At 60.7% G+C, this 18262-nt stretch carries 17 protein-coding genes; 11 read left to right on the top strand and 6 right to left on the bottom strand.

Annotated elements, in window-relative coordinates; genetic code table 11:
- Positions 1–23 precede the first annotated feature (23 nt).
- The 3 genes from mlaD to FGKAn22_RS09690 are packed head-to-tail and all read right to left on the bottom strand — an operon-like array spanning position 24 to position 2088.
- Positions 24–488 (bottom strand): outer membrane lipid asymmetry maintenance protein MlaD, encoded by a 465-nt coding sequence (mlaD, locus tag FGKAn22_RS09680; RefSeq protein WP_212785441.1) that lies wholly within the window; start codon positions 486–488, stop codon positions 24–26.
- Positions 489–491: 3 nt separating this feature from the next.
- Positions 492–1280 carry a lipid asymmetry maintenance ABC transporter permease subunit MlaE gene (mlaE, locus tag FGKAn22_RS09685; RefSeq protein ID WP_212785442.1) on the bottom strand — a complete coding sequence of 263 codons (789 nt, stop codon included), beginning with the start codon at positions 1278–1280 and terminating at the stop codon, positions 492–494.
- A 4-nt stretch (positions 1281–1284) separates the two neighbouring features.
- Positions 1285–2088, bottom strand: coding sequence for an ABC transporter ATP-binding protein (locus FGKAn22_RS09690; RefSeq protein ID WP_212785443.1), 804 nt, complete (start codon positions 2086–2088; stop codon positions 1285–1287).
- A gap of 225 nt (positions 2089–2313) precedes the next feature.
- Here FGKAn22_RS09690 and FGKAn22_RS09695 point away from each other — a divergent pair, with 225 nt between their 5' ends.
- From FGKAn22_RS09695 to FGKAn22_RS09745, 11 genes are all read left to right on the top strand, one after another.
- Positions 2314–3702 carry an ExeA family protein gene (locus FGKAn22_RS09695; protein WP_212785444.1) on the top strand — a complete coding sequence of 463 codons (1389 nt, stop codon included), beginning with the start codon at positions 2314–2316 and terminating at the stop codon, positions 3700–3702.
- 85 nt (positions 3703–3787) lie between these two features.
- Positions 3788–5557 (top strand): type II secretion system protein GspD, encoded by a 1770-nt coding sequence (locus tag FGKAn22_RS09700; RefSeq protein ID WP_212785445.1) that lies wholly within the window; start codon positions 3788–3790, stop codon positions 5555–5557.
- A gap of 12 nt (positions 5558–5569) precedes the next feature.
- Complete coding sequence (locus tag FGKAn22_RS09705; RefSeq protein ID WP_212785446.1) at positions 5570–6613, top strand: tetratricopeptide repeat protein; 1044 nt, start codon at positions 5570–5572, stop codon at positions 6611–6613.
- A gap of 2 nt (positions 6614–6615) precedes the next feature.
- Positions 6616–8316, top strand: coding sequence for a GspE/PulE family protein (locus FGKAn22_RS09710; protein ID WP_212785447.1), 1701 nt, complete (start codon positions 6616–6618; stop codon positions 8314–8316).
- Between the two features lies 1 nt (position 8317).
- Positions 8318–9520, top strand: a complete 1203-nt coding sequence (locus tag FGKAn22_RS09715; protein ID WP_212785448.1) for a type II secretion system F family protein — start codon at positions 8318–8320, stop codon at positions 9518–9520.
- Complete coding sequence (locus FGKAn22_RS09720) at positions 9520–11013, top strand: hypothetical protein (RefSeq protein WP_212785449.1); 1494 nt, start codon at positions 9520–9522, stop codon at positions 11011–11013. Before FGKAn22_RS09715 ends, FGKAn22_RS09720 begins: the two co-directional genes overlap by 1 nt.
- Positions 11010–11615 (top strand): hypothetical protein, encoded by a 606-nt coding sequence (locus tag FGKAn22_RS09725; RefSeq protein ID WP_212785450.1) that lies wholly within the window; start codon positions 11010–11012, stop codon positions 11613–11615. Before FGKAn22_RS09720 ends, FGKAn22_RS09725 begins: the two co-directional genes overlap by 4 nt.
- Positions 11612–11971 carry a hypothetical protein gene (locus tag FGKAn22_RS09730; RefSeq protein ID WP_212785451.1) on the top strand — a complete coding sequence of 120 codons (360 nt, stop codon included), beginning with the start codon at positions 11612–11614 and terminating at the stop codon, positions 11969–11971. Before FGKAn22_RS09725 ends, FGKAn22_RS09730 begins: the two co-directional genes overlap by 4 nt.
- Before the next feature lie 5 nt (positions 11972–11976).
- Positions 11977–13395: a hypothetical protein gene (locus FGKAn22_RS09735; RefSeq protein WP_212785452.1), complete on the top strand. Its 1419-nt coding sequence runs from the start codon at positions 11977–11979 to the stop codon at positions 13393–13395.
- Positions 13386–14162 carry a type II secretion system protein gene (locus FGKAn22_RS09740; RefSeq protein WP_212785453.1) on the top strand — a complete coding sequence of 259 codons (777 nt, stop codon included), beginning with the start codon at positions 13386–13388 and terminating at the stop codon, positions 14160–14162. The genes FGKAn22_RS09735 and FGKAn22_RS09740 overlap by 10 nt, the downstream gene beginning before the upstream one ends.
- Before the next feature lie 148 nt (positions 14163–14310).
- A complete protein-coding gene (locus FGKAn22_RS09745; RefSeq protein ID WP_212785454.1) occupies positions 14311–14976 on the top strand; it encodes a hypothetical protein in 666 nt (221 codons plus the stop codon).
- Between the two features lie 148 nt (positions 14977–15124).
- Here FGKAn22_RS09745 and FGKAn22_RS09750 read toward each other — a convergent pair whose 3' ends face one another.
- The 3 genes from FGKAn22_RS09750 to FGKAn22_RS09760 are packed head-to-tail and all read right to left on the bottom strand — an operon-like array spanning position 15125 to position 18251.
- Positions 15125–16309, bottom strand: coding sequence for a DUF1615 domain-containing protein (locus FGKAn22_RS09750; RefSeq protein ID WP_246487382.1), 1185 nt, complete (start codon positions 16307–16309; stop codon positions 15125–15127).
- A gap of 49 nt (positions 16310–16358) precedes the next feature.
- Positions 16359–17771, bottom strand: coding sequence for a cysteine--tRNA ligase (gene cysS / locus FGKAn22_RS09755; protein ID WP_212785455.1), 1413 nt, complete (start codon positions 17769–17771; stop codon positions 16359–16361).
- A gap of 27 nt (positions 17772–17798) precedes the next feature.
- Positions 17799–18251 carry a universal stress protein gene (locus FGKAn22_RS09760; RefSeq protein WP_212785456.1) on the bottom strand — a complete coding sequence of 151 codons (453 nt, stop codon included), beginning with the start codon at positions 18249–18251 and terminating at the stop codon, positions 17799–17801.
- Positions 18252–18262: the final 11 nt, after the last annotated feature.

The following is an 18262-nucleotide window of genomic DNA, read 5'->3' on the forward strand; positions in this document are numbered from 1 at the left end:
TTGACACTCCTTACATACACTCGTTATTTGGCCGGTTCCTCAGCCTTGCTGTACAGGAACTTGCCGATCAGATCTTCCAGCACCACCGCAGACTGCGTCATCTTCAGTTCATCGCCGTTCTTCAGCGTCTCAGTATCACCGCCGACCTCCAGGCCGATGTACTGCTCGCCGAGCAGGCCGGAGGTCAGAATCTTTGCTGAAGTATCCTTGGAGAACTTGTAACGCTTGTCCAGGCTCATGGTCACCTTGGCCTCGTAACGCTCCATATCCAGCGATATATCCGTCACGCGCCCCACCAGCACGCCCGAGCTCTTGATCGACGCCTTGGGCTTCAGGCCGCCGATATTCGAGAAGTAAGCCTGTACCTGGTAGGAATCCGACACATTGTATGTGCCCAGGTTCCCGACCTTCATTGCCAGCATCACCAGTGCGGCGACGCCGCCCACCACGAATATGCCTACCCATAAATCCAGCGTAGTGCGTTCCATAACTTAATTTCCTCTAAACATGATTGCGGTCAATATGAAGTCCAGCATCAGGATGGCCAGCGACGAAGTCACCACCGTGCGCGTCGTCGCGCCGGACACGCCCTCCGCAGTGGGCGGCGCGTCGTAGCCCTCGAACAGCGCGATCACCGTCACCACCGAACCGAACACGAAGCTCTTGATCACCCCGTTCAGGATGTCCTCGCGAAAATCCACGGCTGCCTGCATTTGCGACCAGAATGAGCCTTCGTCCACGCCGATCTGCACGACGCCGACGAAATAGCCGCCGAAAACGCCCACAGCGCTGAATATCGCGGCCAGCAGCGGCATGGAAATGATGCCCGCCCAGAAGCGAGGCGCCACGATGCGCGCGATCGGATTGACCGCCATCATCTCCATCGCCGTGATCTGTTCGGTCGCCTTCATCAGGCCGATCTCCGCCGTCATCGCCGAGCCGGCACGACTGGCGAACAACAGCGCGGCCACCACAGGTCCCAGTTCCCGCACCAAGCCCAGCGCCACCATCACACCGAGCGCCGATTCAGAACCATAGCGCTTGAGCGTTTCATAGCCCTGCAAGCCTAGCACCATGCCGACAAACAAGCCGGCCACGATGATGATGATGAGCGACATCACCCCGGTGGAAAACAGCTCCTTGATGATCAACTGGAAACGCCGCAGGCTGGTTCCGGAATATATCAAGGTGAGCAGGAAAAAGCGTGTCGCCACGCCGATGCGCCACACCGCGTTGATCGCGCGGTGGCCAATACCCCTGAACGCTTTAGCTGCCGGCATAGTCTCAGACCCTCAAACTCAAGTCCTGGCGGTAATCGCCGCCAGGATAGTGGAACGGCACGGGACCGTCCATTTCGCCATGCACGAACTGGTGCACGAAGTCCCTGTCCGACGCGCGAATCTCGTCGGGCGTTCCCTCCGCCATGATTACCCCGTTCGCCATGAAATAAACGTAGTCAACGATCTTCAGCGACTCCTGCACGTCGTGGGTCACCACCACCGATGTTGCGCCCAACGCATCGTTCAGGCGCCGGATCAGGTCACCCACCACCGTCAGCGAAATCGGGTCGAGCCCGGCAAACGGCTCGTCGTACATGATCAACATCGGATCGAGCGCCACGGTTCGAGCCAGCGCCACGCGCCGCGCCATACCACCGGACAGCTCGGAAGGCATCAGATCATGCGTGCCGCGCAAACCAACGGCATGCAGCTTCATCATTACCAGGTCGTGGATCAGCTCCTCCGGCAGGTTGGTATGCTCCCGCATCTGGAACGCCACGTTGTCATACACCGACATATCGGTGAACAGCGCTCCGAACTGGAACAGCATGCCCATCTTGCGGCGCATCGCATACAGCCCGTCCTGATCCAGCTCATGGATCACCTGCCCGGCCACCTTGATGTAGCCCTTGGTGGGCTTGAGCGCGCCGCCGATATGGCGCAGCAGCGTGGTCTTGCCACAACCGCTCAGCCCCATGATGGCGATCAGCTTCCCCTTGGGGAAGACCATATTGATCTTCTCCAGGACAGGCCGCTTATCGTAGGCGAAGTTGAGGTCGCGAATTTCGACCAGGGGAGACGAAGACAAAATCCAAAACCCAAAATAATTCAAGAGCGCGCATTCTAAACCACAGCACAGACAATGCTCAACCTGTGTCCTGTCCGAAGAATATCTATGCATCCGGGCTATTGAGCTTGCGTACGCTTGCCGTTATCCTCCTTCCCCGATGATCATTGCCGCCCCCGGCATCGATCTCCACTTGCTTAGCCGCATGGAAGCGAAAGAAAAACGCCACATATCAAGGACCTCGGCATGTACCTAGAGCATTTCGGACTCAACGAGCCGCCATTCAGGATCACCCCCGTCACGGAATTCTTTTTTTCCGGCGCCAATCGCGGCGAGATTCTCGAGGCGCTGATCTATTCGTTAAGCGAAGCCGAAGGCATCATCAAGGTCAGCGGCGAAGTCGGCAGCGGCAAGACCATGTTGTGCCGCATGCTGCTGGAACGCCTGCCCGAACATACCGAAACCATCTACCTGGCCAACCCCAGCCTGTCGCGCGAAGAGATGCTGTATGCGATCGCCGATGCACTCGACCTGCACGTCGACAACGAGCGGGTCGGCGTCATCATGCACAACATCCAGAACAAACTCGAGGAAAAGGCGCGCGAAGGCAAGCGCATCGTCGTGCTGGTGGATGAGGCTCACGCCATGCCGCTGGACACCCTGGAAGAGCTGCGCCTGCTCTACAACCTGCAGGTCGGGAACGCAAAACTCCTGCAGATCATCCTGTTCGGCCAGCCGGAACTGAACACCAAGCTGGACCAGCCGAACATGCGCCAGCTCAAGGATCGCATCATCCATCACTTCCACATGCAGCCACTGTCGCGCAACGTCCTCGATAGCTATCTGATGTTCCGCATGCGTGCAGCGGGCTATCACGGCCCGAACATCTTCTCACCGGCCGCCATCAAACTCATCGCCAGCGCCTCCAACGGACTGATGCGCCGCGTCAACATCCTCGCGGACAAGTCGCTGCTGGCCGCCTTCGTGGAAGACACCCATAACATCGAAGCGCGTCATGTGCAGGCCGCGATGCGCGACAGCGAGATCAAACCCGTCCGCACCCTGCCGGACAAAAAACTGCTGATGGGAGGCGCGGCTGCCGTGCTGCTCCTGTCCAGCTTTGCCGGCTGGCGGATGCTGAACCCGCAAGTGCAGGAGCACCAGACCCTGGCATCACTGCCGGCCTCATCACAGCCAGACAAATCTCTCGCTGACGGCGGCAGCCAGGACAGCGCGGCCGATCTTCCGCTTCAGCCGAAAACGACTGCGAGCGATATCGCAGCGCCCACACCTGTGCCAAACGACATACCGGCGGCAGGCAAGGCCGGCCTGTTCAACCAACGTCTGGCGGCAGGCAGGCAATTGCTTGAGCAGAAAGCCGCCGTTGCCAGCATCCAGCTGTTCTACAAGGAGGAAATCCAGCCGGCACGCATCGAAGGCTTCCTGAAGCGCGCGGAGGAATTGGGCAAGCTCTCCGAGATCTATTTGCTGCCCGCAAAGTTCGGCGACAAGGACGGTTTGCGTGTGGTCTACGGCGCGTACCCGTCGGTGGATGCCGCTCGCACCGCAACCAGGAACCTGCCCCAGCGTTATCAGGATGCCTTTGCCGGCTCCATTCACGTCTATACCTACTAGGCGGGCTCAATAGGCATATTGAGCAAGACTCGCAAAGCTGCTAGGCTGCTCGACAAATGAGGGAGAGGGCGGGGAAAACCAAAAAATGCGTTCACGCAACATAATATATCTCTGCGCCATCAGCACGATTCTGGCGGGCTGTGGCACCAAGCCGCTCCAGCCATCGGATAAGCATATCCAGCGGCAAAGCAGCCAGCCGGCCGCAACCGCGATACCGCAACCCCTGAAGCACAGCGCAGCGCTTCCCCCGCCCAAACCCGCCGCCAAAGCAGAGACCTACAGCGTCGTCGTCACCAATCTTCCCGCGCAGGAGATCCTGTTCGCGCTGGCGCGCGACGCGAAGATCAACCTGGACATCCACCCCGGCATACAGGGTATGGTCACGCTGAACGCACTCAACCAGACCCTGCCGCAGATCCTCGCGCGCATCGCCAAACAGGTGGACATGCGCTACGAACTGGACAACGGCAACCTGATCGTGATGCCGGACAGCCCGTACCTGCACCATTACAAGATCGACTACGTGAACATGTCGCGCGACTCGGACGGCACGATCTCGAACACCTCCCAGCTAGGCTCCGTCACCACGACGGGCTCGACCGTCTCGGCCGTCACGGGCAACAACTCCTCGCTTTCGATCAAGGGGGTGTCGAAAAATCATTTCTGGGATACCCTGACCCAGAACATCAAGGACATCCTGCGCGAAACCGACAAGATCCTGCCCGAGGGCTCGAGCGAAACCGTAGTGCAGCAGAGCAACGCCACCAGCAGCACAGGCACCGGCGCGCAGACCACGCCGGGCAAAAGGCAAACCGCCAGGGAAGGGATCGAAAACAGTCCCAACCCGGTGATGGTGCAGGAAGGCGGAGCGACCATCACCCGCCGCAGCACCTTCCGCGAGGCCGCGTCGGTCATCGCCAACCCCGAGACCGGCATCATCACCGTGCGCGCCACCGGCAAGCAGCATGAGAAGATCCAGGAATTCATCGACCAGATCATGTCCAGCGCCCGTCGGCAGGTGCTGATCGAGGCAACCGTGGTGGAAGTTCGCCTGAACGACAATTACAAGCAGGGCATCGACTGGTCGCTATTGCAACGCAACGGCACCGGATTCCAGTTGCGGCAGGCGGCTACGATAGGGTTGCCCAGCGCTAATACGGCCAACCTTTTTACTCTCAACTACCTCAACCCCACTTCCAGGCTGGGCAATCTGTCCGCTTCGGTTTCCCTGCTGGAATCGTTCGGCACGGTAAAGGTGTTGTCCAGCCCCAAGCTGAGCGTCATGAACAACCAGACTGCGATGCTGCGTGTGGTGGACAACAGGGTGTATTTCATCGTCAATTCGACCACCACGCCTTGTTCTCCCGCCCCGTGCACCCCTATCGTCACCTTTACCACCACCGTCAATACGGTGCCCATTGGCTTCACCATGAGCGTGACACCTCAGATCAATGACAGCGACACCGTCCTGCTCAATGTTCGCCCCTCAATTACACGCCTACTCACCGATGCGACAGATCCGACCCCGGGAGTGACCAACAACAAGATTCCGCAAACCTCGACCCGCGAGATGGAGTCGGTACTGAAAATCGACAACAACCAGATCGCCGTGCTGGGCGGCCTGATGGAGGATCGCATAGACAACTTCACCGATGCCGTACCCGGCGTATCCGGAATACCCGTCGCCGGTGAATTCTTCAAGCATCGCAATGACACCTCGACAAAAACGGAACTGGTGATCTTCCTGCGCCCGGTGGTGCTCAAGGATGCCAGCCTGGATGGGGATTTCAGCGCCTATCGCGATACGCTGCCGGACCGGAATTTCTTCAAAGAACCGGCCGCCGGCAAGCCCTGAGAAATCCAGAACATGAGCCTGCTCCTGGATGCCCGCAAGAAGTCGTTGCAAGCGCGGTCCGCGCAGCAGGACGACCATGCTCCTTCTGCTTCCGGTCAGAGCGGGAACGCTGCTACCGATACCAAAGACGCGGCGCGCAATGCCGGGCAGAACCTGTTTTCCGCAAAGTCCCCGCTCCCTTTTGACGGACTCGCGCGACTCGATCGCAAGCTGCTGTTCGGCTTGGGCGGCATAGTGTTGCTGCTCGGCAGCGGCGCTGTGTATCTATGGCTAGTCGGCTCAGCGAGCGACACAACACCGCGCCCTGCCAGCGCGCCCCCCCTGGCCGCCGCAAGCCCCCCCGCCCCGCTGCCTGCAACCAGCAGGGAGCCGGTTGCCGCCGACAAGGGGCAGGAAACTTCCCCACCAGCCGCTCCTGTGGAAATCGCACCACTGCCCGCACCACAACCGCGCGAAAGCCCTGCGCCCATACGCATCGAACACCCACGCGCCGAGGTGATCGAGCCGCTGCTCAGGGATGCCTATCAGGCCTACCGCAACGGCAAGCTGGACGAGGCGCAGCAACTGTATCTGGCGATGTACAGGAAGGATGCACAGAATTCCGACGCATTGCTTGGCCTGGCGGCCATCGCCCAACAACGCGGAGAACTCGAACTCGCTAAGCAGTACTACGCCAGCGTGCTGGTGCTCGACCCGCGCAATGCCGCGGCGAATGCCGGCATGTCGGCGTTGAACCCGGAAGACGACAATAACGAGAGCCGCCTGAAATTGCTGTTGCGCGAGCAGGGCAATTCCCCCGTCCTGCACTTTGCGCTGGGCAACCTGTATGCCGGGCAATCGCGCTGGGGCGAAGCCCAGCAGGCCTACTTCAATGCCTGTACGCTGGAGCCCGGCAATGCCGAATTCGCCTTTAACCTCGCCGTCAGCCTCGACCATCTCGGCCAGGCCAGATTGGCCGCGCAGTATTACCAGCGCGCCCTGCAACTCGACCCGTTGCGCAGCGCAGGCTTCGACCACGCGCAAGTTTCGCAACGCATCGACGATCTGAACCGTTAGCCATGACAGACAACCAACTCCAACAACCGCTGGGACGGATACTGGTCGACAAGGGCGTCATCAGCGACGACCAGTTGCGCATCGCGCTGCAGGAACAGAACAAGACGCACCAGCCGCTGGGGCGCCTGCTGGTGCGCCTGGGCTTCCTGTCCGAAGCCACCATCCGCGACGTGCTGTCGGAGAATCTCGGCCAGGAGAGCGTCGACCTCTCCGCCATCATCGTCGACCCGGCCGCACTGGCGCTCATTCCCAAGGACGTCGCGCGGCGCTACCAGTTGCTGCCGCTGTCGGTGGAAAAGGTGGGACGCATCCTGACCCTCGCGGTCGCCGACCCGGACAACATCATCGCGCTGGACCAGGTGCGCGCCCTGCTCAAGGACGAATACCGGCTGATCACCCAGCTCGCCAGCGAATCCGACATCCTGCGCGCGATCGACCAGTACTACGGTTTCGAGCTATCCATCGACGGCATCCTGCACGAGATCGAGCCGGGCGAGATGGAATACCAGGCGCTGCAATCCGGCGTGAACGAATTCAGCCAGCCGGTGGTGCGCCTGATCGACGCGCTGCTGACCGAGGCGGTGCAGCGCGGCGTATCCGACATCCACTTCGAACCGGAAAGCAGCTTCCTGCGCATCCGCTACCGCATCGACGGGGTGCTGCGCCAGGTGCGCAGCCTGCACAAGAGTTTCTGGCCGGCGATGGTGGTGCGCCTGAAGGTGATGAGCGGCATGAACATCGCCGAGACGCGCGCTCCGCAGGACGGGCGCATCTCGCTGCGCCTGTCGGGCCGTCCCATCGATTTCCGTGTCGCCTCGCACCCGACCACGCACGGCGAGAACATGGTGCTGCGTATCCTCGACCGGCAGAAAGGCATCGTGCCGCTCGACCAGATCGGGCTGGACGAAAGCGCGCTCAACACGCTGCACATGATCATCGCCAAACCGGAGGGCATCGTGCTGGTCACCGGCCCCACCGGCAGCGGCAAGACCACCACGCTGTACTCGGTGCTGAACCACATCAACACCGAGTCGGTCAACATCATGACCCTGGAAGACCCGGTGGAATACCCGCTGTCGCTGGTCCGCCAGACCTCGGTGAACGAGGCGGTCAAGCTGGACTTCGCCAACGGCATCCGTTCCATGATGCGCCAGGACCCGGACATCATCCTGGTCGGCGAGATCCGCGACCATCCCACCGCCGAGATGGCGTTCCGCGCCGCGATGACCGGCCACCAAGTGTACTCGACGCTACACACCAACTCGGCTATCGGTGCGATCCCGCGGTTATTGGACATCGGTATCCTGCCGGACATCATGGCCGGCAACATCATCGGCATCGTGGCGCAGCGGCTGGTGCGCGTCCTGTGCAACGAATGCAAATATCCCTACCAGCCCGACATGCTGGAGCGCAAACTCTTGGGCATCCCCGCCCAGGAAGACGTCACCCTGTACCGTGCCGCCGGCTGCGACACCTGTAACCATCAGGGCTACCGGGGACGCATGGCCATCATGGAACTGCTCAAGATGGATCACGACCTGGACGATCTGGTGTCGCGCCGCGTCAGCACGCGGCAGATCCGGGATGCGGCGCTGGAAAAAGGATTCCGCCCGCTGGCGATGGACGGGATACGTCGCATCCAGCAGGGGATCACCTCGCTCAGCGAAGTCAGCCGCGTGGTGGACCTGACCGACAGGCTCTGACATGGCGCTCTATTCCTACCGCGCGATCGACGAGAAGGGCAAACCCAGCAACGGCCTGCAGGATGCGGCCAACCTGGTGGACCTCGAGTTGCGGCTGAAACGCGGCGGCCTGGACTTGATCGATGCCCGGATCGACAGCGGCAACTCCGTCTGGGGAAGCAGGAGAATCAAACGCACCGAGCTGATCACCTTCTTCTTCAATCTGGAACAGCTCACCCGCGCGGGCGTGCCGCTGCTGGAATGCCTCGCCGATCTTCGCGACACCATGAACGACCTGCGCTTCCGCGAGATCATCGCCAACCTGATCGAATCCATCGAAGGCGGCCTCAAGCTCTCGCAGGCGATGGCGCAACACCCGGATGCGTTCGACAAGATATTCGTCAGCCTGACGCATGCCGGAGAGGAAAGCGGGCGCCTGCCGGAAGTGTTCGAACACATCACCGAGTCGCTGAAGTGGCAGGATGAAATGTCCGCGCACACCAAGACCATCATGCTCTACCCGGCCTTCGTCGGCACCGTCGTGCTGGGGATCACCTTCTTCCTGATGATCTACCTGGTGCCGCAACTGGTCGGATTCATCCAGGGCATGGGCCAGGAGATCCCCTTCCAGACGCGCCTGCTGCTTGCCACCTCGGCGTTCTTCGTCGATTACTGGTACATCCTCGTCGCCCTGCCGGTGGTTCTGCCGATCGCAGCCAAACTGGTCATCGGCTCCAGCACGGAGATGCAATACAGATTCGACAACCTCAAGCTCAATCTGTGGGTGACCGGCCCCATCCTGCGCAAGATCATCCTGGCGCGTTTCGCCAACACCTTCGCCATGATGTACGGCTCGGGCGTGAGCATCCTCGATTGCATCGCGAACTCGCGCGACGTGGTCAACAACCGCGTGATCGCCAAGAGCCTGGATGACGTCACGCATGAGATCGAATCGGGCAAGAACCTCACCCAGAGTTTCCAGAACACCGGCATGTTCCCTCCCCTGGTGATACGCATGCTGAGGGTCGGCGAGGCCACCGGCTCGCTGGACAAGGCGCTGCTCAATGTCAGTTACTTCTACGATCGCGACGTGAAAGACGCCATCAAGAAAGTGCAAGTCATGATCGAGCCGACCATGACCATTGTTCTCGGCCTGATGCTCGGCTGGGTGATGCTGTCGGTGCTGTCGCCGATCTACGACCTGATCGGCAAGGTGAAATTCTGATGAGCCATCACCTGCTGCTGTTCCTGAGTTCCGACCGCCTCCATGCCCAGCTCATGGACGGCGGCAGCATCGCCGCACAATACGAATTCCCCGATTCGCCGGACGGGCACGACGCCTTCTCCGTCCTGTTGCAGTCGGTGAGCTTCCCGGCCTATCTGCTGGTCGACCTGATCGAGGAAGACTTCCGCCAGGAAACCGTGCCGCACCTGATCGGCGGCAAGCGGACCGCGCTGCTGCAGCGCAAGTTCGAGCAGTTCTACCGCGCCACGCCGTTCCGCCAAGCCACCCTGTTGCAGCGACAGAAGGGCGGCCGACGCGACGACGACATGCTGTTCTCGGCCCTGACCAATCCGGCGCTGATCCTGCCCTGGCTGGACATCGTAATGGCCCGGCGCACCCCGCTCATGGGGATCTATTCCGTCCCCCAGATCAGCGCCCCGTTGGTCAAGGACCACCCATCGGACCATCTGCTGCTCATTTCCTGGGAAAAATATTCCGGCTTGCGCCAGACCTACTTCAGCGACCATCGCCTGCAGATATCGCGCCTGACTCCCATCACCGCCGACCTCACCTTTCAACAGGCCGTCGTCGCCGAACTCGGCCGCACCTACCAGTACCTCAAGAGCCTGAGCCTGCTGCCGTCGGGACAAACGCTCGACGTGCGCCTGTTGGGCCATAGCCGCGATCTGACCGAGCTGCAGCTGGAACTCCCGAGGGACGCGGACATGCGCTATGAATTCGTCGACCTTGCGGATATCGCCGGGCAACTCAGCATCGACTATGACTTCACCGACTCGGATGCCAGCCAGGTCTTCTTGCACCAGTTGCTCGCCGAGCCACCCAAGGCCAACTATGCCAATACCGAACACACCCGCTACAACACGCTCTGGCAGCTGCGCAACGTACTGAGCTGGGCCAGCGCCGCACTCCTGCTGGGCAGCCTATTGTTCGCGGCAGCGGATATCTGGCAGAGCCGCGAAAACGCAGATGAGGCCGCGTCGCTCAAAATCCAGACGCAACGCATCCGGGAAGAAGCACGGCAGATCACGCTCACTTTCCCCGCCACCCACACCCCGGCCTCGGAGATGAAGACTGCAGTATCGGTCATGCATAAGCTCGACGAGCACGGCCATATGCCCGGCGATGTGTTGCGCCCCGTCAGCTCGATGATGGACCGCTATCCGCAGATCGAACTGGACGAACTCTCCTGGCGGATGGATGTCGCGGAACCCGGCACGAACAACACGCGGATTGACGTTCCCGCCCGTACCATCACCCTCAACGGACGTCTGACCGGCTTCTCGAACAATTACCGTGCGGCGCTGGATTACCTGGAGAATTTCCGGCGCGACTTGAGTGCACAAGGCTACCAGGTGGCGGTGCTGCGAAGGCCTCTGGACGTCAGCCCGGGCGGCAACATCGCCGACCAGCGCGAGCCCGGCGCCGAAGCGCTCGGCTTTTCCCTGAAGCTCTCATGGAGGCCGCCGGCATGAGGTTCACCCCATCCGACTTCCAGTTGATCCGTTCGAGCGTGCTGGCGATTTTTGCAGCGATTTTCGCCAGCGCGGTCGTTTTGTACAGCAGCGCCCGGTATGCGGAACAGACACGCAAGGACCACCACGACGCGCTGCAGCAACTCAACGCAGCCCGCAGCCAGTTGAACGGTGCGCTGGAAGACAAGGAGAACATGGCGGCCTACGCCGACGAATACGCCACGTTGGCCGATTTCGGTATCATCGGCGAAGACCGCCGCCTGGACTGGGTAGAGGGCTTGGAGAACATTCGCCAGCAGAATCTGGTGACCGACTTCCGCTACAACATCGCCCCGCAAATCCCCTATGCCCCGCAGCCCCCCATAGCCAGCGGCGATTTCGACATCCGCTACAGCGAGATGAAACTGCAATTCGATCTGCTGCACGAAGGCCAACTGCTCGACTTCTTCACCGCCCTGCGCAGCCAGATCAAGGGCTGGTACCTGCTGGAAGGTTGCACCATGCAGCGTACCGCCGCGTCGGACGGGAACCCGGCGATCCATCTCACGGCCGAATGCAACGGCGGCTGGATCACACTGAAGAAGCGGAACGAGGCGCCATGACCCCCCCCATCCACACTGGCGCACTGATCGCGTTGCTCATGGGCGCGCAGGCATGCGGCGCGGAAGAACTGGGCCGGTTGTTCTACACCCCCGCAGAACGCGCACAACTAGACTATGGCAAACTGCAGAATACCGATCCCCGCAACAGCCGCGGCGTGCTGACCGTGAACGGCATCGTGCAGAAACGCGGCGGCGGGCGCACGGTATGGATCAACGGCGTGCCGCAGAACGCCGGCGCAAGCGACGAACGCTCGCCGGAAAGCCTGCCCGTTGCCGTTCCCGGCCAGAAGACGCCGGTCAAGGTCAAGGTCGGACAGAAAGTGCTCGTCGCTCCCGCCGCCGGCTCCGGCAAATAGGCCTCATGCACCCGCGCAAACGTCACCCCAGCCTGGACAGGCAGCGCGGCGCGGCGTTGATGGTGATGCTGGTCATTCTGGTGCTCGGCCTCGCCGCCACGCTGGTGAGTTCGCTGAATTCCGCCAGCCTCAGGAGCGAGCGCCAGGCAAAAACCGCCGCCGCGCTGGCCCAGGCCAGGGATGCCCTGATCGGCTATGCCATCACCTATGGCGACACCCATCCCGGCGCAGTGCATGGCTACCTGCCCTGCCCCAACCAAGCTGGCGGGACGCTGGGCGCAACCGAAGGAATCGCGTCCGTCAGCTGCGGCGGCAAGAACATCAGCCAGATTGGCCGGCTGCCGTGGAAAACGCTCGACCTGCCCCCGCTGCGCGACGGCAACGGCGAGTGCCTGTGGTACGCGGTTTCCGGCGCCTACAAGAACAATACCGCGACCGACCTGATGAACTGGGATACCAACGGGCAGCTACAGGTCTATGCATCCGACGGCACCACGCTGCTCACCCCGGCGGACAACCAGGCTGTCGCCGTCATCTTCGCACCGGGCGTCGCGCAGAACAGCCAGGCACGCACTGCCGATGCCAGCGCGCCGGTTTGCGGCGGGAATTACACCGCGAGCAATTACCTCGACAGCGACGGCATGATCGACAATGCCGCCGTGTCTGCGGTCGCCAACGCCATCAGCAAATTCCGGCTCGGCACGGCAGCAGGCATCAACGACCAGATGCTGTTCATCACCCGGCAGGACATCTGGAACGCAATACAAAAGCGCAACGATTTTCGCGCCACGCTCAACAACATGACGCAAAGCGTGGCCAAGTGCATCGCAGCGTTCGGCGCAGCCAACGGCAAGCCCGCTGGCAACCCGGCTGCCAACAAAAGCCTGCCATGGCCTGCGCCGCTCTCTCTGGCGGACTACGGCAGGAACCTCAACTACGACGATCAGGTCGGCCTGTATTCCGGGCGGGTTCCCTACCGGGTGAACGATGCTTATACGACCACCGGCAACACCATGAGCAACTACAACTTGCTGGTCAATGCGACCAACTGTCCTACAGGCTGGGCAGAAGCTTATCCCTGGTGGACCAACTGGAAGGATCACCTGTTCTACGCGCTGTCGCGCGAATACCGCCCCGGCAACCTGCAGACCGCTCCTTGCGGCGACTGCCTGTCGGTGAACGGCAGCGGCCCTTACGCCGCGGTCGTGATGTTCGCCGGCAGCCGGCTCTCCGGCCAGGTCCGCGCCAGTTCCACCACCGACGCGCAGCGCGCCGTCATCACCAACTACCTCGAGGGACGCAACGCCGGCAACCACCCGAACAGCGGCGGCGATGCCGACTACCAGAGCGGAACCGCCAGCGCCACTTTCAACGATACGTTATATTGCATCGACACCAACCTGAACGTCGCGCCATGCCCGTAAATCTTTCACATCACCGGCAACAAGGCTTCACCCTCGTCGAGATCGCGATGGTGCTGATGATCGTCGGCCTGCTGCTGGGCGGCCTGCTGGTTCCCCTCAGCGCGCAAATGGAACAGCAGAAAATCTCGACGACGGAAAAGCTTCTGGACGAGGCGCGCGAAGCACTGATCGGTTTCGCCATCAGCAACGGCCGCCTGCCTTGCCCTGCCGACGGCACCATCGCCACAGGGCAAACCAATGCCGGGGTAGAGGCCTACAATACCTCTACCAACACTTGCACCAATTTAACGGGATCAGGATCAAGTCAGGCGGCCGGGGGGGTGCTGCCGTGGGCCACCTTGGGCGTCAGCGAAACGGATGCCTGGGGGCGGCGCTTCACTTATCGCGTCACCGCAGTTTTTGCCGATGCCATCAGTCTCGGCACTCTCGGTAGCGGCTGTTCCGTCCCTATTCCTACTCAATCTTCCTTTGCCTTGTGCTCGTCCGGCAACCTGAATGTACTGACGGCTGCAGGCACAACCAATTATGTCGCAACCGGCATTCCGGCGATGGTCGTTTCCCATGGGACCAACGGCTTGGGCGCCTACACGCCCGCCGGTCAGCAGATCGCGCCTGTTCCGGCCGCAACCACGGATGAAGGCAACAATGCCGACAACGACAACAATTTCGTCAGCCACACCGCCACACCGGATTACGACGACCTGGTCACCTGGATCTCCAACAACATCCTGCTCAACCGCATGGTTGAGGCAGGCAAGCTGCCCTGACCGAAAATATATAGGCCTTCAGACTTGTTGACGCGCCTCAAGCGAGGCATTAGGGTGTGCGCCTAACGACGCGAATAGTCTCCCTCGGCACCATCGCCTTAGACCTTTAACTCATAACCCTGCGTTCGAGGCAATCTGCGCAATCACAATGACACCCGAAGAAATTCGTCACCAGAAGGAAGTCGAGTATTACGCATCAAGCGTAAATGCGTGGTTCAACACATCACTTGAACATGACAAAAGCATTCTGACGTTGGCAGCAGGAGGGATTGGTCTTCTTATTACGCTGCTAACCACCGTAGGCCTTTCGTCTGCTGAAGCACTCGTTCTTTACGTCGGGGCAATCGCAAGTTTTCTTGTGGCGCTCGTTTCAGTGTTAGTCGTATTTCGCCGCAACCGAACGTACATCGAACAAGTATTGACGGGAACCAGTTGCGGAAACGATCCAGTGCTCACTAAGGCGGACTCAATTGCTTTATGGGCCTTTGGGGTCGGTGTAATTTTCACCGCAGTTATTGGCATCGCCACTGCGATTCATTCATACACGTCAAAGGAGAAAGTCATGGCAAACGAACCAACGAAACCAACCCAACCTGCTCCATTGCGCGAAAGTTTTAACGGCGCAACCAAAGTTCAGCCTGGTATCGCTATGGATAGCTTTAACGGCGCAGTAAATCTCCAAAAAAGCTTTAACGGTGCGTCCAATCTCCAACCCCAGCCTATTGCTAGCACTGCCGCTCCCGTTGCTAGTGCAACCGCGTCAACCCCATCTAGTACTTCGCAAAATCAAAGCGGTAGTGGTAGCGGCAAGTGATTTCTAAACCCGCGTTCGAGGCGCCCTGCGCGAAAAGCCGTGCAGGGCGCCTCAACTCCACGTTAGCAACCTAAAAGTCATTCTCTTGAATCCTGCAAAACAAGAAGCGCGACTCCCATCGCGCTTTTCCTGTGATCGCCACTACTCCTCACTTCTTCAGACAGCTTCGGTAGCGTTCCTCGACTCGCTTCACATACGACGGCGTGGTCAGCCTGCGTGAAAACTTCGGGCTCCTGACCACGATGTCCGGAACCGCGGCACGCGGCATCATCGGAGCCAAGGCAAATATCCTGGTGTACAAACGGCTTTGCTCGAAGGCGGGGGATTTTTCGAGCAACAGATTGCGGAAGATTTCGGCCCTGTCCATGCCCAGGCGCGGCGCGATGGCGAGCAAGGTTTGCATGGTCTGGCTGGGGTCCTCAAGCGCGACTCCGTCCTGGTAGTTCAGCAAATCGCCGTCCGGCTTCAAAGGGATGCCGCTCAGCGAACTCACCGCATTCTGGAATGCGGCGTTCCTGCTGGAGTAGCGCCCCGCGTTATAGTCGGCAAAACGGAAACTCGTGCCTTCATAGCTCGCCGGATAATCCAGCAGGTACGCTATTCCGAAATACAGACCGCCTTTGCGGGTAAACAGCGCATCGCGCAACGATCCTTCATGGACGAAAGGATAGCGTCTCGTCGCCGCATACGAATTGGCAAAGCCCATGCTGACTTGCATGGGACCGCCCGTTCGCACGGGATTGTAATCGGCGAGGAATTTCTTCCCCAACGGGACCTCCGAGATCATGTCCTCGTACAGGTCATTCATATCGTTCTCGGTCTTGAGCGCATCGATGCGTTCGCTATAGGTCCGGCCGCTGGGGGATTTCCTCGCCAGAGTCTTATCCATGAGCCACTGCGGTATCCCGTACCTCTGTCTTCTCGCTTCCAGCTCCTGCCTGACGATCCTGCTCAACCCGATAACAACGGGCTCGGATTGGAATGAGGATTCCTGTTCGATCTCGGCCAATACGGCGCAGACATTCGCCTTGTTCGGTACGATGTTCAATGCCTCGAACGCGGCGACGATATCCGCGGCCCACCCGTTTCTGTCCGCAAGGGTAGCCGGAAGCAGGCTGTTGACCAGCTCAGGGCCGGTCAATGGTTTGGGGGGCGGCGTTACCTTGACCGGCGGCTTGTGAGCCACCGTTGGCGGCGGAGGCGGTGCTTTGACGACAGGCGCCGGAGCTTTGGGAGGCTCGTTCGCGCAACCGGCCAGCACCAGCACAGAAATTGCGGCTAACCAGTGCCGGCAGATGGACAGCGGCAGCTTTCGTTTTGCAGGGTCTAGCAACGGAGCAAGTCTCTCACGCAGAGATTTCCAATCGGAGCGTTAGCGCCTTCTAAGCACGCCGCCAGGTCGTGCCCTGTGCGGTGTCTTCCAGCACGACCCCCGCTTCCAGCAGCTCCTTGCGGATGCGGTCGGCTTCGGCGAAGTTCTTCGCCTTCTTGGCCGCGATGCGCGCCGCGATCTGCGCTTCGATCGCGGCATCGTCCAGGCCGCCTTCGCTCGCTCCGCCTTGCAGGAATGCCTGCGGGTCGCGTTGCAACAAGCCCAGCACCCCGGCCAGCGCCTTGAGTTGTGCCGCCGCTTCTGCGGACTGGTTACGGTTCACCTCGTTGGCCAGGTCGAACAGCACGGCCATCGCCTCAGGCGTGTTGAAGTCGTCGTCCATCGCGGTCTTGAAACGCTGCGCGGCGGCACCGTTCCAATCCAAGGCCGTTCGTGCTGAGCCTGTCGAAGCACGCCCTTCGACAAGCTCAGGGCGAACGGATTTCAGGGCAGTGTAAAGCCGCGTCAACGCGCCCTTCGCATCATCCAGATGCGCGTCGGAATAGTTCAGCGGGCTGCGGTAGTGGGCGCGCAGGATGAAGAAGCGCACCACTTCCGCGTCGTATTTCTGCAGCACTTCGCGGATGGTGAAGAAGTTGCCGAGGCTCTTGGACATCTTCTCGTTGTCCACGCGCACGAAGCCGTTGTGCATCCAGTAGTTCACGTACTGGCACTGGTGCGCCCCCTCGCTCTGAGCGATCTCGTTCTCGTGGTGAGGGAACTGCAGGTCCGCGCCCCCGCCGTGGATGTCGAAGTGCTTGCCAAGGATCTCGGAACCCATCGCCGAACATTCGATGTGCCACCCGGGGCGCCCCTTGCCCCACTTCGAGTCCCATTTCACCTCGTCCGCTTCGCTTTCCTTCGCGCTCTTCCACAGCACGAAGTCGAGCGGATCGTTCTTGTCGGAAGCCACGTCCACGCGCTCTCCGGCACGCAGGTCTTCCAGCGACTTCCCGGACAGCTTGCCGTAACCGTCGAACTTGCGCACTGCGTAGTTCACATCGCCGTCCGCCGCCTGATAGGCCAGGCCGTTCTTTTCCAGTTGCTCGATCATCGCCAGCATCTGCGGCACGAACTGTGTCGCGCGCGGCTCATGGCCCGGGCGCTGCACGCCCAGCGCATCGGCGTCCTCGTGCATCGCGTCGATGAATCGCTGCGTGAGCGCATGGATGGATTCGCCGTTCTCCGCCGCGCGCTTGATGATCTTGTCGTCGATGTCGGTGATGTTGCGCACGTAGGTCACGTCGTATCCGGAAGCCTTGAGCCAGCGGTACACCATGTCGAACACCACCATCACCCGCGCGTGGCCGAGGTGGCAGTAGTCGTACACCGTCATGCCGCACACGTACATGCGGACCTTGTTTGCTTCGATGGGTTTGAAATCCTGCTTGTCGCGGGCGAGGGTGTTGTAGATTTTCAGCATTGATTCAGAACTTCCAATTAAAAACGGTTATGCGCCCCGCACCAGCAGCACCGGCACCGTCGCGGCCCGCATCACGCCTTCCGCCACGCTACCCAGCAGAAAGCGATCCAGCCCCTTGCGTCCATGCGATCCGACCACGATCAGGTCGGCCTCCCAGTCCTGCGCCTCCTTGGCGATGACGTTGCCGACGCGCTGCCCGGCATCGTCCACTCGGCGAAGTTCGGCATTCAGCCCGGCGTTGCGTACTCTGTCCAACGCATGCGCGAGTATCTGCTGACCTAGTTCCTCGAAAAATTCGGGAGACACTACCGGCGGTGAGCCAACCATCCAGTCTCCGCCACTCCAGGCCAGCGATGAATCTTCGCTGACATGCAACAGCAACAGTTGAGATCGCCCTTCCCCGGCCAGCTTGAGCGCCTCGCCGAGGGCCAGGTCAGAAGTCGAACTCCCATCCACTGCAACCACAATGCGCTTGTACATGCCAGCCTCCT

Origin of the sequence: Ferrigenium kumadai, assembly GCF_018324385.1 — a bacterium.
Taxonomy (GTDB): domain Bacteria; phylum Pseudomonadota; class Gammaproteobacteria; order Burkholderiales; family Gallionellaceae; genus Gallionella; species Gallionella kumadai.

Bases quoted from the DNA above. Each gene is read 5' to 3' on its own strand.
- FGKAn22_RS09745 (WP_212785454.1), top strand. From the start codon at position 14,311: ATGACACCCGAAGAAATTCGTCACCAGAAGGAAGTCGAGTATTACGCA.
- FGKAn22_RS09695 (WP_212785444.1), top strand. From the start codon at position 2,314: ATGTACCTAGAGCATTTCGGACTCAACGAGCCGCCATTCAGGATCACC.
- FGKAn22_RS09730 (WP_212785451.1), top strand. From the start codon at position 11,612: ATGACCCCCCCCATCCACACTGGCGCACTGATCGCGTTGCTCATGGGC.
- FGKAn22_RS09760 (WP_212785456.1), bottom strand. From the start codon at position 18,251: ATGTACAAGCGCATTGTGGTTGCAGTGGATGGGAGTTCGACTTCTGAC.
- FGKAn22_RS09700 (WP_212785445.1), top strand. From the start codon at position 3,788: ATGCGTTCACGCAACATAATATATCTCTGCGCCATCAGCACGATTCTG.
- cysS (WP_212785455.1), bottom strand. From the start codon at position 17,771: ATGCTGAAAATCTACAACACCCTCGCCCGCGACAAGCAGGATTTCAAA.
- mlaE (WP_212785442.1), bottom strand. From the start codon at position 1,280: ATGCCGGCAGCTAAAGCGTTCAGGGGTATTGGCCACCGCGCGATCAAC.
- FGKAn22_RS09720 (WP_212785449.1), top strand. From the start codon at position 9,520: ATGAGCCATCACCTGCTGCTGTTCCTGAGTTCCGACCGCCTCCATGCC.
- FGKAn22_RS09735 (WP_212785452.1), top strand. From the start codon at position 11,977: ATGCACCCGCGCAAACGTCACCCCAGCCTGGACAGGCAGCGCGGCGCG.
- FGKAn22_RS09715 (WP_212785448.1), top strand. From the start codon at position 8,318: ATGGCGCTCTATTCCTACCGCGCGATCGACGAGAAGGGCAAACCCAGC.
- FGKAn22_RS09710 (WP_212785447.1), top strand. From the start codon at position 6,616: ATGACAGACAACCAACTCCAACAACCGCTGGGACGGATACTGGTCGAC.
- FGKAn22_RS09740 (WP_212785453.1), top strand. From the start codon at position 13,386: ATGCCCGTAAATCTTTCACATCACCGGCAACAAGGCTTCACCCTCGTC.
- FGKAn22_RS09725 (WP_212785450.1), top strand. From the start codon at position 11,010: ATGAGGTTCACCCCATCCGACTTCCAGTTGATCCGTTCGAGCGTGCTG.
- mlaD (WP_212785441.1), bottom strand. From the start codon at position 488: ATGGAACGCACTACGCTGGATTTATGGGTAGGCATATTCGTGGTGGGC.
- FGKAn22_RS09705 (WP_212785446.1), top strand. From the start codon at position 5,570: ATGAGCCTGCTCCTGGATGCCCGCAAGAAGTCGTTGCAAGCGCGGTCC.